Consider the following 16715-nt stretch of genomic DNA (forward strand, 5'->3'; position numbering starts at 1 on the left):
AATACGCTAAAACCGAGGTAAGAGGTATGAGTGATCGTGTAAGCGGCACGGTAAAGTGGTTTAACAATGCCAAGGGGTTTGGCTTTATCACCCGGGAAGAAGAAGATGCTGATGTCTTCGTGCATTTCCGTTCCATCGAGGGTGATGGTTACCGCACCCTGAATGAGGGACAAGAGGTGGAGTTCAGTCTGATAGAGGGCCCCAAGGGCCTGCAAGCGGAAGACGTCCACAAGGTGTAGCCTGTTCGTCGGATTTAATACTCCGGAACAAAAGCGCAACTCAAAGCCCAGCCGGCGACGCCTCCAGCGCCGTCCGTGATTTCTATTTGCACTATTTTTGCGTTATTAGCCGCGTTAGGTGGTAGACTGCCGCCGCCTTCGGGCTTCACTAACAGGGGTATACATGAATTTTTTCGGAAAAATTGTCATCAGCGTCCTGGCCGCAACCGCTGCCTGGGCCCTACTTACATTTGTACCAGAGGCTCAACCGGCCCTGGTCTTCCTAGTCTTAGTCATCGCCACACTTGCAACTGCTTTTCTGGTAACAATTCCAGTGAGCAAAGCAGCAGTGACAGCCAGCAAGCCCTCCAATGGCAGCAGCAAGAAGCAAACAACCAAAGCCTCCGTTACTGAAGGCCCAAGGGAGGAAGGCGAGGTAAAATGGTTTAATGTATCAAAAGGCTTTGGCTTCATTACCAAAGACGATGGCGAAGAAATTTTCGTTCATTTCCGCTCAATTATTGGCGAGGGTCGCCGCGGCCTTAAAGACGGTCAAAGAGTGAGCTTTGTAGAGGCCAATACAGACAAAGGCCCGCAAGCTGAGGATGTAGAGCCTCTTTAAGAGGCCCCTTGCTCTACGACCGCAATTAAACTGGTCTCCAGCATCGCAGCTCCCCGCCGTAGGGCTTGTTCCGCAGGCAGGGCCTTATCCTCCAGTGCCATCTCAACCAGGCAGTAACCTAACTCCACAGTAATTCGTGACTGTAGAATCACTGCCTCGTCCACGGGGCGATTAAACCACTCAGCAATAAAGTTCGCCAATTGCCGCGCCAACAGCTGATGTGAGGTCAACCTCAGCTCTCGCAGGGGCTCCACAGCGCGCAGCGCCTGGGCTATTTCCAAACCACCGACCTGCTTCAGCGTCACGTCATAGGTGAGCCAGAGCACCTCATAAAAATTAGCGAGCAGCCGCTCGGGTTCACCCTCTACGTAGTTTTGATCCACCCACTTCTGGAACGCGTCATTTTGACGGTCCATCAGCACAGCGCCCAAGGTGTTTATTACCGCATACTTATTTGGGAAATAGCGATAGAGGGCAGGAACTGTTATTCCAGCTCTCTCAGCGATCAGATTAGTCGATATACGCTCAACACCCACTTCTACAAGTAGTTCGGCGGCGGCGGCGAGAATCGACTCATAGGTACGTTTCGCCCGCTCTTGCCGTGGGCGATTTTTCTCCAGCAATTCAACCTGCCGTCGGGGTGCAGTCGTCATCTAATGTGTCCTTGTCCGCTGCGCTTGCATTCGAAGTCACTTCACAGGAGAGTATTAGAGAACTCCGTTAGCGCACAGCATGCTGGCGGGATGTTAAATGTGTGAGAGACTTCAATATAGTAGGGCACTGACCTGACTAGGTTATTTCCTCGCAATTCAGGTTATGGGAAAAAAGGGTGGTGTAAGGCCTGCAGAACTCAGTTTAATAGCATTGGATGCAAGCAAGAACTTCAACTCCCCTCTTATGAACCACCGGTGCATGCCAATGGTTCTTTTATACAATCTTATCCCAATCGTGCCATTTTAACCACCGTGACCATCGCCTGCTTTAAACGCGAAAGCCAAGAGATGCAGACTGGGCTAATATACCGACCTGATTTGACTCCGCATGGCAGGAACAATGACCGCCTACAAGAGAACGGTATTACTAAAGAGAGCGATACTCGCCAGCACAATCACGCTCGTCTGCAGCCAGGTTGTTTCGGGCTTTGAGCGTACAGAACAACGAGAGCCCTGCGCGGACTACAGTGAAACTCGCAAACCCATGTTCGGGGACTTGCACGTGCACACCAGTTTTTCGTTTGATAGCTATGTATCCAGTCAGCGCAACGGACCCGGTGCAGCGTACAGTTATGCCAAAGGTAATCCCATTATTCTTTCGGATGCTGATGGTGAACAAACCTTAAAGGCCCAGATTCAGCGGCCACTGGACTTTACCGCAATTACAGATCACGCTGAATTTCTTGGTCCGATAAACCTTTGCACGCAGGATTCATCAAAAGCCGCTTACTGGTTTCCGGCCTGTATCGCCGGACGCAGCAGTTGGTTCATCGCGCAGCTACTGGCAGCTAATTATTGGGCCAAAATCGGTGTAGTCGATGACACCTCAGAAAAAAACATTTCTCTTATCTGCTCAATGGGAAATTGTGATGCTGCGCACAGCGAGGCGTGGCAGGGAATTCAGGACGCCGCAGAACAGCACTATGATCGCAGTTCAGAGTGCAGCTTCACCACCTTCATCGGTTATGAATACACCGATGCTCCGAACTACTCGAATCTCCACCGCAATGTGATATTCCGCAATGCGCATGTCACTGACTCGGCCATCTCCACTTATGACACTGGTTCGAAGAACGTGCCAGAACTCTGGCGCAAGCTGCGCGATCAGTGCATAGACGCTGAGACAGGCTGTGATGTGCTGGCCATTCCTCACAATTCCAACCTCAGTCGGGGTTTGATGTTTCCTGATCCGCGCAACGAGCAGGAAGCGCTCGACAGGTCCTTCTTCGAGCCTCTGGTGGAACTGGTTCAGCACAAGGCGGCCAGCGAATGCCGCTTTGACCGCCTCGCCGGTGCTGGCCTGGATACCGAGGACGAACTGTGTGACTTCGAGCAGGTGGAAGCAGACAATCTTTCCATGTTGGGAACGCTTTACGGTGAAGTGCGCACCGATGAAGCCAGGGCGGTGCCGCTTGAAGAATTTGGCCGCCGAAATATGGTTCGTAATACGCTCAAAGACGGTCTGGCCCTGCAAGCCAGCACTGGCATTAATCCGTTTATGTTGGGATTCATTGGCAGCACCGACACCCATAGCGCCTCCCCCGGTGGTGCCGAAGAAAACAACTACACCGGCCATCTGGGTCGCAGAGACGCTGGCTACCGCAACGTGCAAGATCATTTTTTCGACAACCCTGGCGGCGTTGACACTGAAAGCTGCTTACCGACCGGCACAGGGCATAAAAATCTTTGCACCGTTTGGCACGATCCACAGTACAATAGCAATGAGTCCGCATTCTATTATGCTCGAGTTTTAGAAAACCCTTCTTGCCGATGGAGCACGCTGCAGTGCCAGGCTGCAGGAGTAAATCCTTTCGCCGAGAACTGTGCTGAGCAAGCGGAGCACCAGACTGCAAAACTTCAGGGAAAAGGAGCCATTGGCGACGTGTTTGGTCGCTGCTGCCTGGATCCCGCAACAGAACCATTTTACTCACCAACAATTCAGGAACGGGCATGGACCTCGCCCATCTGGATCAATGCCAACAAGGAGTAAGCTTGGCCACCAAATCACGCACAGAGAGACGTTTTCGCGGTGTCGTTATGCCCACCGGATCTCACCCCACAATCCGCAAGGTCAAGCGCCAGGGGCTCGAGCCCTCTATTCATGGCAACAAGCTGTGGAAATCCAGTTGTCTGCTGATCGACTACCTGAAGAAAAATCCGCCTGAACACAGTCGACACATCCTCGATGTGGGTTGCGGCTGGGGCATTTCGGGTATCTGGTGTGCCAAGAATTTCAACTCCAGTGTTACCTCTGTAGACGCTGATCCAGATGTATTTCCGTTCCTTCAGGCCACCGCCGAAATCAACGGCGTACAGACAGAGCATTTAGTATCGCGCTTCGAGGACCTGAGCACCAAACAACTATCTCGTTATGACATGTTGATTGCAGCCGATATCTGTTTCTGGGACGAACTGGTAAAGCCAGTGACCAAAATGGTCGACCGAGCAGTCAAGGCCGGGGTTAAACAAATTCTGATCGCTGATCCTGAACGTGCACCGTTTTTTGAAGTGGCAGAACGCTGCGCCGACAAGCACTATGCAGAAGTGCTGGAATGGAACACCCAGGGTGCAATAGAAGCTTCCGGTGCCATTATGGTCCTGGAGAACGCGTAAGTTCAGTTTAGGATCTGATAATCACGCTGCAGTCCCGTGACCGCCTCAGGCTCACCGTTGACCCATCGCGGGCGAAATAAAACAGCCGACAGTTTACGCCGAAAGCTATTGAGAGACGTGTCCTCGCTCCCACTGATCAAAGTGGTTTGTAATTGACTCAACCTGCCGCGGGAAGAGACATCATAACTGGCACGAACCACCGGACCTTCATCCACCCCTATCAACTGAGGCACCCAAAAAACGCCATTGTCCGGCAGTTCCACCGGCGTACCCAACCACTGTTCCAGCAGTCCGCTCTCACCGGCGCCCTGCAGTTCTGCGACGACTGCCGCATAGGCCTCGGATGACCGCTGCTTACTGCCGCACCAGAGGTACCAGTCGCCCAACGCCAGCTCCACCGATGCATGCTCCGCCGGCCCCCGCATTCGTGCCGCACTCATCAATTGCTTTAACAGATCAGCGCCTTTCGCCGGCGCTGATCGCAAGAGCGAGTTCATACGCTGCTCCTCCAGTTCAGCAACTGCCGGCTTTGCTCCCATATACTGGCTAGTAGTCAACACTTGACTCTCCTGCAGCAGGGGAGAATGGCGCTGCAATAAGAGGTATAGGTTTTTCAATTGGCTGAACGCCATCTCCCTGCGCCAAAGGTAATCGACCTCAACATCCTGTTGCAGTCCCAGCAACAGTTCCTCGTTGGCATTGATCAGATCCAGTAAGCGTCGTGAATTCTTTCCCACATCCCGGCGCAATGCCTCGCGTTGCCAGCGGAAGTACTCCCGGGCTGCACGCAGCCGCAACTCGGTAAATGGCGGCTGACCGCCGCCATAAAGCCGAAAGAAATAGTCGTAACGCTGATCCAGAGACTTCAGGTCTCCTGCTTCACGGTAAGAAACCAGCAGTTCTCGCAACAGGGGAATCTGTCTCTCACTGTATAGCCCATCATTAATACGAACCACGTGCATGGCTCGACGATAAAGGTTTACTGCTTCCTGATATCCACCCTGCCGTCGATAATAGCGACCCAGGGCCGCCAGTGGCTCGGCAAGACCGTCGGCATAAGGGCCGTCACGTAATTCCAGCGCTTCTAACTGCTTCATGTAGGGCTTGGCTTCAGCGGGTCCCGGTGTGGCGCCAGCAAGCTCCTGCCAGCGTTCACCGCCCTCTTCCCAGGAGGCACCAAATCGAATGAAGTCTTCTCCATAAAAAGTGGGCGCACAGAGGCCAGCGAACGACTGCAGACAGAGCGTCACAAACAGCGTCCAACGTAGGGGCCAACTATTCAGATTAATGGACAAACTTTAATCACCTTTATGGCACGCATGCGGCAACAATGATATAACGGCGCCTCATTTTGGCAGACCCATCGGTTCCCTGCACAGGGCTCGGAAAGAATATGAAACAGTTAGGCATTCTAGACTCCGCTTTTATCAATCTGGAACAAACCAATACGCCCCAACACGTTGGGGGGCTGGGCATTTATGACCCCTCCAGCGCCCCGGACGGATTCGTCCGTTTCAAGGATGTTATATCAGGCTTTGAGCGACGTCTCTCCAAACAGCCCCTGTTCAGAACACGTCTCATCGAAGTACCCGGTGGTCTGGATAGACCCTACTGGGTAAAGGACGCAAACTTCGATGTAGAGTTCCACCTGCGTCATATCGCTCTGCCGGAGCCGGGCGACTGGCGCCAGCTATGCATTCAGGTTGCCCGCCTGCACGCCCGCCCATTGGACATGTCCCGCCCGCTTTGGGAAGCCTATATTATCGAAGGACTGGATAATATTCCCGGTCTTCCCAAAGGCTGTTTCGCCATTTACACCAAGATGCACCACTCCCTCGTCGATGGCGCCGGGGGCTCTTCTTTCATGGCCCTGATTCATGATCTTGTGCCAAACCCCTCGCCTGCCGATGAAGAAGTGGAAGAACCTCGCCTGGTAGACATCGAGCCCAGCATGGCCGAGTTACTATCCAAAGCTTCAGTTAACAGCATTAAAAACACGGCAAGCCTACTGCGTGGCACGGTAAAAAACAGCATCGGGTTGGGCAAGTATGCACTCAACGTTGCTCGCGACCAGATTCCCGCACCGGACATATCCGCACCCAAAACTATTCTTAACAGGGCGGTGGGGCCGCACCGGGTCTTTGATGCAGCAGAATTTCCGCTAGAGGGATTCAAAGACATCAAAAACGCCGCCGGAGTCACCATCAACGACGTGGCCCTTTCCATAGTCGGTGGCGCGCTACAGAGCTACCTGACAAAAAAAGACGAAGCGCCGTCTGAGGGGTCGCTTGCAGCTGGCATTCCTTTGAACATGCGTACCCGTCGTGGGGTAACCGACGACAACAATCAGGTGGGATCAGTTTATTCATCGCTGCATACCGATATTATCGATCCACTGGAAAGGCTGATGGCTGTTACCCAGTCTGCAGCTGAGGCCAAGGAAAGCGGCGAAAAGAGCCCTCTGGTTGATGTGCTGAAAATTGCGGGCGCATTCTCCCCGGCCGTTACCAAAGCGGCCGCAGGTATCTGGTCACGCAACCAGCTCTCCTCACTGCTGCCGGTAAATATTTCCACTGTTGTGACCAACGTAATGGGGCCCGATTTTCCCCTCTACTGCTCTGGCGCCAAGATGGTCGATTACTACGGTCTTGGGGTGCTGACGCCAGGCATGGGCCTGTTTCACGCGGTTTTCAGCTACGCCGGCAAGGTCACTCTTTCGGTATTGGGTGATCGCACCATCATGCCAGACCCCGAGCTTTATCACACTTGCCTGGTCGAGTCTTACGAGGCTCTTTATGCTGCCGCAACCCGCGCGGATGGTAAAAGCGCCACCAAGAAGAAAGCCAAGGTAGACGCTTCTCGCCGTGCGCGCGCGGCGGAATCAAAACCGAAAACCAAAACCAAAACTCAGGCCAAAACCAGTCAGTCTGCTTCCGCAGATAAAGCATCGGCAAAAGCCAAGACTTCAGCGAGCAAGAAAGCGGTGGCTAAAGCGCCGGTGAAGAAGAAGGCGCCGGTGAAGAAGGCTGCAGCCAAAAAGAAAGCCTCGACAAAAACGGCCCCCAAGAAAGCGACGGCCAAAAAAGCACCCGTAAAAAAGAAGGCCCCCGCCAAACGCAAGGCAACGGCCAGGCCCAAGGTAAAGCCAAAGCTGCAAAACTAAGCACACCCCAAGCGGAAGGCCGGGGCTCAGTGCAATAGAGCCCTGGGGTATTCCTGTCCCCCCAAAAACCCCATCCACGCTGTCGCCGGGATATGCCATGCGCACACCCATAAAAAAACCCGCCATAAAGGCGGGTTCGAAAATAACTCTTGTTGGACCTGGATGGGTTGCCATCTGCAACGCCCCGCGGGGCATATTGCCAGCCCCGGCATTTGGGGCTTCTGTTTCGAGTTGGAGATAGCTTAATAGGGGGGTTGATATTCATCAAATGTATTATTATTATGCTTAGTATGAACTAAAATCATATCACTATTATGAATACTAAAGAACTCGCAAAAATAGATCTTAACTTATTGATTTCATTGCAGGTATTACTAGAAGAAAGAAACGTCTCCAGAGCAGCAGAGCGCTTGTTTATCACTCAGCCTGCTATGTCAAAGACCCTTTCTAGGCTAAGGGCGGTATTTGATGACGCTCTATTCACCCGCTCCAGTCACGGCATGCAGCCCACACCCAGAGCCCTCGAGTTGACTGACAGGCTCACCGAAATACTCTCCGGCATTGGCCAGCTGGTCTCTAAGCAGGCATTCAACCCCGCCCTGATTGATACTGAAATTACCTTGGCCTTGTCGGAGTACATCGGTGTCGCCCTGCTGCCGACTCTGGCAAAACGCCTTCAGATGCAAGCGCCAAACCTACACCTGCGCATTGTCACCCGGGTAGAAAATCAGCTAGAGCAGCTCGCCCTGGGCAAGCTTGATTTCGCTATACACATTCGACATCAGCATTACAGTCCAGACTTTCGCACCATAGACCTGGGGAGTAGCCCACCTGTGTTGCTAATCCGCGAAAACCACCCGTTACAAGCCGGTAATATCAGTCTGGCAGACTTGGCTAACTACCCGGTGGTGCGCCTTTACGTTTCTGACCGGGAGCAGTTGCAAGTGAAGGCTGGTGAAGACTTATTTGACGGCCTTGGCACCAACACTCGAGGATCGTTGGAAATATCGCACCTAATGACCGCGATGGAGGTACTGCGTAACACCGATTATTATATGCTGGGTCCGGCTTTTCTGACTCAGAACGAAAGTATCAGTCACGGCATTACGGCACTGCCAGTGCCGCGCACAGGAAATAGCAGCGTGAATTATGTTCTTGCGACCCATCAAAGAACAGAAAACTCTCCCTTACACAACTGGCTATGGGAAGAGATCACCTGTACCATCCGCGAGCTGCGTCCAACCCAACCCCGCAAGCTCCGACAGCGAGTTGCGGCCGGCGCGGCCCAGCACCGGTAAACGATCCAACCGAGCCAGCCATGAGCAAGAAAAAACGTCGCGAAATCCCCCGTTTTAAAACGCCTATCATCGAGACTCACTGCCACCTGGACTACTTGCAAGGTGATCAACTAACGGAGACCCTCGATAAAGCCAGGGATGTAGGCGTCGAAAAAATCATTACCATCGCCGTCTCTCCCGACAATCTGGACACTGTCAAGGCGCTGGCCAATAGCGCCACAGATATCTGGGGCACCCAGGGCATACATCCGCACGAGGCAGAGCACTACGATGACGGTGTTGAAAGCCGCATTCGAGAAAACCTGAAAACCGACGCACGACTGCTGGCAGTTGGCGAGATTGGCCTGGACTATTTCTATGATCACGCTGACCGCGCGGTGCAGTGCAAAGTATTTGAGCAACAGCTTCAGATTGCAGTGGATTTGCAGCTTCCCGTTGTTATTCATACCCGCGATGCCGATGAAGACACCCGCGCCATTCTAGCCAACTTCAGCGGTCGCTTGCCTAACAAGGGCGTCATACACAGCTTTACCTCGGGCATGAAGTTGGCCCAATACTGTTTAGGCGAAGGTTTTATGCTGGGCTTCAACGGCATTTCCACTTTCAACAGGGCTGACAACGTGCGTGAAGTCATCGCAGCCACCCCCGTAAAACAGGCGCTATTGGAAACGGACGCGCCTTATCTCACCCCCGTGCCTTACCGCGGCCGTCCTAACGCCTCATACTATCTTCCTTTTATTGCTGAGCAGGTAGCTGAAACAATGCAGATGGAAGTGGAAGAACTGCTGGGACAGGTCTACCGTAATAGTCAGACTTTATTTTTCGGGAACGCTTAATGGAATACCTGGTAGGACAGCGCTGGGTCAGCCACGCTGACGCACAACTGGGGCTGGGCATCGTCGTCGATGTCGAGCCGCGCAGAATTACCCTCAGTTTCCCCGCGGTTGGCGAGGAGCGAACCTACGCCAGCGAAAATGCGCCCTTGACTCGATTGCGGTTTAAAGAAGGAGATCATATCAGCACTGTTGAAGGTGTGGAGCTCACTGTTTCTGCAATCAACGAGCATCATGGCCTGCTCATGTACACTGGCACTGACCACCACGATCAGCAGCTTGTGGTCTCTGAACTAGAGCTCGACGCTTTTGTTCAACTCACCACCCCACAGCAGCGCTTACTCAATGGCCACTTCGACAAGAACCAGGATTTCGCCCTACGAGTTGCGACCTTGCAGCACACCAACCGATTGCAGGGTAGCGCAGCCCGCGGACTGATGGGCTCGCGCACCAGCCTGCTCCATCACCAGCTTTATATCGCCAATGAGGTAGGCCAACGGCACGCTCCAAGAGTGCTGCTGGCAGATGAGGTCGGCCTGGGCAAGACCATCGAGGCTGGCATGATCATTCACCAGCAGCTACTCACTGGGCGAGCCACACGGGCGCTTATATTAGTACCTCCCAGCCTGTTGCATCAGTGGCTGGTGGAGATGTTACGGCGCTTTAACCTGCACTTTTCACTGTTCGACGCAGATCGCCTGGCAGAGATGTCCGAAGGCAATCCCTTTGAAGCCGAACAACTCGTTCTATGCAGTCTTGATCTGTTTGAAGGCAGGGACGAACTTCAGCAAATGGCGTTGGCAGCGGGCTGGGATCTGGTTGTAGTCGATGAAGCCCATCATCTGCACTGGTCTGAGGATGAAGCAGGTGAGGACTACGGGTTCGTTGAAGCACTGTCTACTTGCAGCGCAGGCTTGTTACTGCTCACCGCAACGCCTGAGCAGATCGGTCAGGCCAGCCACTTTGCCAGGCTGCGCTTGCTTGATCCCTCTCGCTTCCACGACCTGGAAAGCTTTCGTGAAGAAGAGACCCAATTTCGTGCGCTCAGTGAAATGACTGATGCCCTGGATCGCGGAAAAATGCCCAGCAACTTACCGGAAGATCTCGACGCCAGCCAACCACCGGCGCAACTAATCGAGCAATTACTGGACCGCCACGGCACCGGCAGAGTGTTGTTTCGCAACACTCGCGCCGCAGTAGAAGGGTTCCCTCAACGCCACCTGCACCGTTATCCGTTGCCACAGCCTGAGCAATACGAGCACGCTGTGGTCGAATTAGAAGAACGCCTGCACCCGGAGCTACCGTATTTTGACGACAGCTGGCTGGACTTCGACCCGCGGGTAGACTGGCTGGAAACAACGCTCAAGGCACTGCGTCCGGAAAAAGTGCTGATCATTTGCGCTCATGCCAGCACCGCTATTGCACTGGAGCATCACTTGCATATGCGCGCGGGCATTCGTTCGGCGGCTTTCTATGAGGCTCTGTCTATTATTGAACGGGACCGCGCGGCCGCCTACTTTGCGGACGAAACCGGAGGCGCTCAAACCCTGGTGTGCTCGGAAATCGGCAGTGAGGGTCGTAATTTTCAGTTTGCTCATCACCTTATCCTGTTCGATCTGCCGCTGAATCCAGACTTGCTGGAACAGCGAATCGGTCGCCTGGACCGCATCGGCCAGCACCATGACGTCGAAATCCACGTGCCCTACCTCCAGGGCAGTGCCCAGGAAACCCTGTTGGACTGGTATGACAGGGGTTTAGACCTGTTCCGCGATTCCTGCTCGGCTGGCTACATGATTTTTCAGAACTTTCAACAGCGCTTGTTGCCCCAGCTGGAGCAGCGAACGGCAGCGTTTGATGAACTGCTAACTGACTCCGCTGAATTCACCCTGCGCACCAGAGACGAGCTACGTGAAGGCCGCGACCGGCTGCTCGAAAGAAACTCATGCAAGCGTGAAGTTGCCGATACTCTGATAGAGGAAATCGAGTCCCTGGAGTCGGGGGACACACTGGAAAACTATCTGGAAGCACTGTGCGAGGCTTTTGGTGTCGACCAGGAATTTCATTCCGAGCATACGCTGATCCTGCGTCCCTCGGAGCACATGCTAACCGGACACTTTCCCTATGTAGGCGAAGAAGGCACGACTGTCACCTTCAGCCGGGAAAAAGGCCTGTCCCGGGAAGATATGGAGTTTGTTACCTGGGAACACCCGATGATCCAGGAAGCCATGGAAATGGTGTACTCCACCGAGCTGGGTAATGCCGCCATCGGAACGCTGAAATTGAAGGGTGTTCCCGCGGGTACCATGTTGCTCGAGGCCGTGTTCACCATCAACTGTGTAGCGCCAAAAGCGCTGCAGGTAGAACGCTTCCTGCCCCTGTCGCCAATCCGACTGCTGGTAGATGCTCGCGGCAAGCAACTGGCTGAGCTGGTACCTCATGAGCGCTTGAATGCGCTGGTAGAAAAGGTCAAAAAAGCCACGGCCTTGGCCATCATTAAACAGGTTCACAAGGAAGTGGATGCCAAGATGAGCCTTGCCAATGCCCAGGCAGAGGCAAAGCTTAAAGCAGTGTTAACGGAAGCCGAGGATCGGATGCGCAATGATCTGGGCGCAGAATTGGCACGACTCGAAGCGCTGCGACAACTCAACCCCGCCATCCGGGAGGAAGAACTGGAGCACCTGCGCTATCGCATCGAGGAATGTGCGATTCACATACAACACGCCAGTCTGCAGCTGCAGGCTTTGCGCCTGGTTATAACGACTTGAGCGATTTGTGGGTGGCATGACTCACTGCCTGCCAGTGTACTTTTGTGCCTGAATACCTCAACCTTTGCTCTATCAGTGGCCTCAGCACGAGGGTAAACACCACCTCCGTGGTTTACATTATTGAGTCCCAAAAAATGACTTCGATATTCGATCAAGGCTCAAATCGGCAACGGCATAAACACCGAACCTGCGGCGTGAACCACCTTAGTCACACGCCTATCATCGGCATCACCGGCGATTCGAGCCATCATTTCCTGCAAAACAATCAATTTTCCAAACAGGCGCTCGAAGCTCAAGTTATCCGTTACGCCCTGGTATTCACTACTAATTAGCCAGGGAGCACCGTTGTCCATACGATTATTACGCAGCTTCCAGGCCAATACTTCCACGTTGTGAGCACTTGTCCATAGGGGTTCTGGCTCTAGCGAGTCAAATAGAAAGGACTCGTCGTTGTAGCCATAAGCGTGACGTAGCATTCCGCCCAAACCAACTGCCAGGGCAAATACTCGATCACCATCGAAATCAGGATTGAACACCAGTTCCAGTGCTTCTGTTTCCTGACGTCCCGCCAACTCCACGAAATTGAGTTCGCCAGCAGAATTCTGCAGTAGCGTCAGGCGCTTCTCAATCGTCATGCCCGGAGTTTTGTGCAGCTGAGAAGGGTTGCGCTTATACAGCTTCACCGTCAGTTCTCGCACCAGGCGCCGCGATTCGTCAATGAACTCATCGGTGACCAGGTCTACATCTGACTTGGCAAGATTTTTAAATTCATACCCGCTGCAGGCGGACACAGACAATGAAACAAGAATAACTAACAGCAGGCGCATTGGATCAGTTTACCGCACACTGCACGTCTGGGCCGGTGAAAGCGCGATGATTATCAACGTCGTATATTGAGCTGCGCATCCAACAATATCTCTCTGTCTAATTGTTCACCGATCATACGTTTGAGTTCATCCAGATGGGTGTTTTCCAATCTTTCAGCTGAACTCACGACCACCGATACCAGAAGAGGATTGGCCAGTGTTACCGTCACCTCACCGACTTGAACCGTCTGGTCCAGCAACTGGAATTCGCCAGCAGGCACCCGTTCTTGCAAGCGGCTGCGTTCGATAAGGTGATCATAAGCGATATATAAGGGAACACTGACTATGGCCGCGATCATCAGAGAGACTGCCAGACCGCGACTCGCCCGTGTAAACGGCGCAAAGCCCAGTACAAGAAAAGTAGCGCTGGCCGCCAGAGAAATACCTACCAGGTTTGTGGTCAGTAGCAATAATGCCCCCCGCGCCATATCCCAGTCTCCCCAGCCAAGACCGATGCCGGCCACACTCAGCGGAGGCACCAGGGCGACGGCTATGGCGACACCAGCAAGGCTTTTCGCTATTTCGTCCTTGGCGTGAGCGTACGCCCCGGCGACACCCGATATTACTGCAATAAACAAGTCCAACAGGTTGGGTGACATGCGCGATTTCATTTCGTCGGTCGCGATGTCAAAGGGCATGAGCCAGGCCAGCAACACCGCGCAGCCCAGGCCCCAGGCAGTGCCAACTGCCAGCGTTTTAACCGAACCCCGAATAAGATTAGGCTCAGAGCGCGCCAGCCCCATCGCAAGAGAAACAATGGGCGCCATCAGCGGTGCCAGGATCATCGCACCAATGATCACTGGAGCAGAGTTCGCGTACATACCTGCCAGGGCCAACATTACCGACAGCACCATCAGCACCTGAAATGAGGATGAAGGCGTTGCGTTATCGCGAAGTGAAACAAAAAGCTCCCGATACTCATCTTCGCTGGCATGATTAAACAACGGCAGGTGCTTGCCGATCAGAGCACGAGCGGCGCTATCTACGGGCACATGATTCAGGCGCAGAGTCTCTTTATTACTTACGCTGGCGTCTTCCCGGGTTACCAGCGCGGGACCAGGCAGCAGGCAAAGCCGTTCTGGCTGAACGACAAGCTCCAGTTCGGCAGCATGAACAGGCTTGCCGTCGAGCAGGTATTCAAAACCGCTTTGCGCTTCCAGGTGCAGTCTTTGGCTTTGTACCAGTGCCAGGGAGCCTGGTAACGCCGACAAACTAATTCTGCCGGGCATGATCAGGTGCAACATAAACCATAGGTAAGCAAGAATGCTGCGAGGCGCAATGGCAAGCAAGGAAACGCGTCCATCGGCGATACTCAGATTTTCGTCGAAACGCCTGCCCACCAGAGAACTCTGGGTATGAGCAACCGCCACCATTCCCAGCGCTGCTAGACTGACCCCCTGGTCTTTGGCAGTGGTCAATTTATAGCTGCCCAGGCTCAGTTGCCCCAAGCCCTTGAGGGCGCCGCGTAAAAGGCTCCAGGTAGTTTGTGGCCGGTTAATGTCGTAGGGCCGTAATGACAGTACCGAGCCGATAACCACTGAGGAAAATACCAGCTCACCATTACAAAAGAGCGCATCTGCACCGACAGGTTCTACCGCGGCGTAGTGCACCAACAGCTGTGCAGGGTCGCCCTTGGCGCCCAGCGCGGCGCAGGCTTGCCGCGCATCCGGATGGGGTAACAAACCAATTTGCCATTGTCGTTGCAGCGCCAACGTTGCCAGGTCACGAATCTGTTCATCCCCTAACCAGAGAAGCACGCGACTGTTGTCGGCTAACTTGTCCCTATCGGAAAACGGTACTAGCGCAATTGACGAATCCTGCAGCCACGAAGACGCTCTTTCTGTTTCAAAGCTGGAATCATGCAGCAGGAAAAATGCTTCGGTTTCTATTGCACTCAATCAAGGTCTCCCAATAGTGCTTCCAGGGTAGCAAACAAGCGCTGCAGATCACGGGGGCGAGAAAGCCGATGGTCACCATCCTTGACAAGCTGCAGCTCGACGTTTTCACTCGCAAGTTTTTCTGCCAACAACAGGGAACGATTCCAGGGCACATCCTCATCTCGCTGACCATGCAGCAATCTTACCGGCGAATCGATCGCGATAAATTCCCGCTCTAGCAGGCAGTGTTCCCTGCCCTCATCCAACAGGGTTTTACTAATCAGGTAAGAGTCTCCGTCATCATAGCAATTATCAATGGCACAAGACCCCGAAAGCTCAAGCTGCAGCATTTGCTCTGGCAAAAGACCACCATGAGCCAACGCCTCGGTAAAGTCTGGCGCGGCGGCGATACCCACCAAGCCGATAACACGGTCAGGCCTAGCCAGCGCCACCTGCAGCATGATCCAACCGCCCATGGAAGAACCGACCAGCACCAGCGGACCGCTGGCGACTTCATCCAGCACAGCCAGAGCATCATCAATCCAACGACCAATACTGCCATCTTCAAACTTTCCGCTGGAGTCACCATGCCCCTGATAATCGAAACGTGTGAACTGCCTACCCGATTGCCGGCACCAGGCGTCAAGCGCAACCGCCTTGTCACCCTGCATGTTTGAATTGAAGCCGCTCAGAAAGACAATGCCGGGACCGGCGCCTTCGAAATGCTCATAAGCAATATGCTCGTCATTACCTCGTTCAAGTTTCATGCCGACTCCTTTTGCAGCCACACAATTAATCCCTTGGCATTAAGTTGGGCGTCTGGAAAAAAATGTTCACGCATGAAGCTCATGTCCTGCCCGGGATTCAATGCCTGCACCCGCCCAAGCGAATAATCGACAATCGCCGTTTCCAGATACTCAGGATTTGCCTCGTATTGGCGCGCCAACGTTAAATAATCGTCTATCTGCTCCAGCAATGACGCCTGCAATTGCGTCGAATAACGCAGTTCACAGAAATGGGTAAGGTAAATTCGCTGCGGGTTGCGCTCGGCAAGAACGGCAAGAGAAGCTTTCAGCGCCTCAGGCCGAAACTGGCTGGGCGTTGTCGCTGGCATCGAAAAATCTCCACCCGGAGTTCGAAACCAGCGGTAGGAGGTACCAAAAACATCACCACTGAACCAACCTTGGCTAATCTCATCCCAAACGCAAAAGTGATGGTCAGCATGTCCGGGAGTATCGCGAAACAGCAGAATACGCTCGCCAAACTGAAAACTTTCTCCGTCTGCCACTTCAGTCACTCTTTGCACTGGCACTGGCACAATCTCACCATAGAGTTGCTCAAACAGGCTATCACCATAAACTTGGCGCGACGCGGCCACCAGTTTCGACGGATCGACCAGATGGCGAGCGCCCCGTTGATGGACCAACAACTGCGCCTCTGGGAAGCGCTGTATCATCAAACCGGCGCCGCCGGCATGATCAAGATGCACGTGAGTAGGAATGACATAGCGAATCTGATCCCTGCTGATATCGCGTGCCTGTAGCACCTGCTCCAGCATATCCACGCTGTGCACAGTACCGGTCTCTATGACTGCAAACTGCCCTGCGCTCTCGAGCAGGTAAAAACACGCGAAACCGGGCTTCACGTAACCTGCGTCAATTCGAGTGATACCGAAGCCCAAATCTTCGGTGAGGCGTTGTTCCATGTGCTGCTCTCCTGAGAAGCTCTACCGCGGCACCAACGGCGG

Annotated in this window: 14 protein-coding genes; 8 read left to right on the forward strand and 6 right to left on the reverse strand. The window is 53.7% G+C overall.

The window, feature by feature from the left end:
- The first annotated feature begins 26 nt into the window (after positions 1–26).
- The gene (locus EYC87_RS12825) at positions 27–239 is read left to right on the forward strand and encodes a cold-shock protein (RefSeq protein WP_007228697.1); all 213 of its coding nucleotides are present in this window, start codon (positions 27–29) and stop codon (positions 237–239) included.
- 163 nt (positions 240–402) lie between these two features.
- Positions 403–840, forward strand: coding sequence for a cold-shock protein (locus tag EYC87_RS19555; protein WP_479723014.1), 438 nt, complete (start codon positions 403–405; stop codon positions 838–840).
- On the opposite strand, the gene EYC87_RS12835 is transcribed toward EYC87_RS19555, so the two are convergent.
- Positions 837–1493, reverse strand: a complete 657-nt coding sequence (locus tag EYC87_RS12835; RefSeq protein WP_279253234.1) for a TetR/AcrR family transcriptional regulator — start codon at positions 1491–1493, stop codon at positions 837–839. The two genes, EYC87_RS19555 and EYC87_RS12835, sit on opposite strands and share 4 nt — an antisense overlap.
- A 400-nt stretch (positions 1494–1893) precedes the next feature.
- On the opposite strand from EYC87_RS12835, the gene EYC87_RS12840 reads away from it, so the two are divergent.
- Both EYC87_RS12840 and EYC87_RS12845 read left to right on the forward strand, forming a co-directional pair.
- Positions 1894–3543: a DUF3604 domain-containing protein gene (locus EYC87_RS12840; RefSeq protein WP_279253235.1), complete on the forward strand. Its 1650-nt coding sequence runs from the start codon at positions 1894–1896 to the stop codon at positions 3541–3543.
- Positions 3544–3545: 2 nt separating this feature from the next.
- Complete coding sequence (locus EYC87_RS12845) at positions 3546–4166, forward strand: class I SAM-dependent methyltransferase (protein ID WP_279253236.1); 621 nt, start codon at positions 3546–3548, stop codon at positions 4164–4166.
- 2 nt (positions 4167–4168) lie between these two features.
- Here EYC87_RS12845 and EYC87_RS12850 read toward each other — a convergent pair whose 3' ends face one another.
- Positions 4169–5461: a tetratricopeptide repeat protein gene (locus EYC87_RS12850; protein WP_279253237.1), complete on the reverse strand. Its 1293-nt coding sequence runs from the start codon at positions 5459–5461 to the stop codon at positions 4169–4171.
- A gap of 98 nt (positions 5462–5559) precedes the next feature.
- Here EYC87_RS12850 and EYC87_RS12855 point away from each other — a divergent pair, with 98 nt between their 5' ends.
- From EYC87_RS12855 to rapA, 4 genes are all read left to right on the forward strand, one after another.
- Positions 5560–7329, forward strand: coding sequence for a WS/DGAT/MGAT family O-acyltransferase (locus tag EYC87_RS12855; protein ID WP_279253238.1), 1770 nt, complete (start codon positions 5560–5562; stop codon positions 7327–7329).
- A gap of 314 nt (positions 7330–7643) precedes the next feature.
- A complete protein-coding gene (locus tag EYC87_RS12860) occupies positions 7644–8627 on the forward strand; it encodes a LysR family transcriptional regulator (RefSeq protein WP_279253239.1) in 984 nt (327 codons plus the stop codon).
- Between the two features lie 20 nt (positions 8628–8647).
- On the forward strand, positions 8648–9463 hold the full coding sequence (locus EYC87_RS12865; RefSeq protein WP_007228677.1) for a TatD family hydrolase: 816 nt from the start codon (positions 8648–8650) through the stop codon (positions 9461–9463).
- Complete coding sequence (rapA, locus tag EYC87_RS12870; RefSeq protein ID WP_279253240.1) at positions 9463–12225, forward strand: RNA polymerase-associated protein RapA; 2763 nt, start codon at positions 9463–9465, stop codon at positions 12223–12225. The genes EYC87_RS12865 and rapA overlap by 1 nt, the downstream gene beginning before the upstream one ends.
- A gap of 158 nt (positions 12226–12383) precedes the next feature.
- Here the strand turns inward: rapA and EYC87_RS12875 are convergent, their stop codons facing one another.
- Genes EYC87_RS12875 through EYC87_RS12890 form a run of 4 tightly spaced genes read right to left on the reverse strand, consistent with a single transcriptional unit; the run spans position 12384 to position 16673 of the window.
- Positions 12384–13052 carry a hypothetical protein gene (locus EYC87_RS12875; protein WP_279253241.1) on the reverse strand — a complete coding sequence of 223 codons (669 nt, stop codon included), beginning with the start codon at positions 13050–13052 and terminating at the stop codon, positions 12384–12386.
- 53 nt (positions 13053–13105) lie between these two features.
- Complete coding sequence (locus tag EYC87_RS12880) at positions 13106–14989, reverse strand: TIGR00341 family protein (protein WP_279253242.1); 1884 nt, start codon at positions 14987–14989, stop codon at positions 13106–13108.
- Positions 14986–15735 (reverse strand): alpha/beta hydrolase, encoded by a 750-nt coding sequence (locus tag EYC87_RS12885; RefSeq protein ID WP_279253243.1) that lies wholly within the window; start codon positions 15733–15735, stop codon positions 14986–14988. Before EYC87_RS12885 ends, EYC87_RS12880 begins: the two co-directional genes overlap by 4 nt.
- Positions 15732–16673 carry an MBL fold metallo-hydrolase gene (locus tag EYC87_RS12890; protein ID WP_279253244.1) on the reverse strand — a complete coding sequence of 314 codons (942 nt, stop codon included), beginning with the start codon at positions 16671–16673 and terminating at the stop codon, positions 15732–15734. Before EYC87_RS12890 ends, EYC87_RS12885 begins: the two co-directional genes overlap by 4 nt.
- Between the last annotated feature and the right edge of the window lie 42 nt (positions 16674–16715).

Origin of the sequence: Candidatus Seongchinamella marina (genome assembly GCF_026262685.1) — a bacterium.
GTDB lineage: Bacteria > Pseudomonadota > Gammaproteobacteria > Pseudomonadales > Halieaceae > Halioglobus > Halioglobus marinus.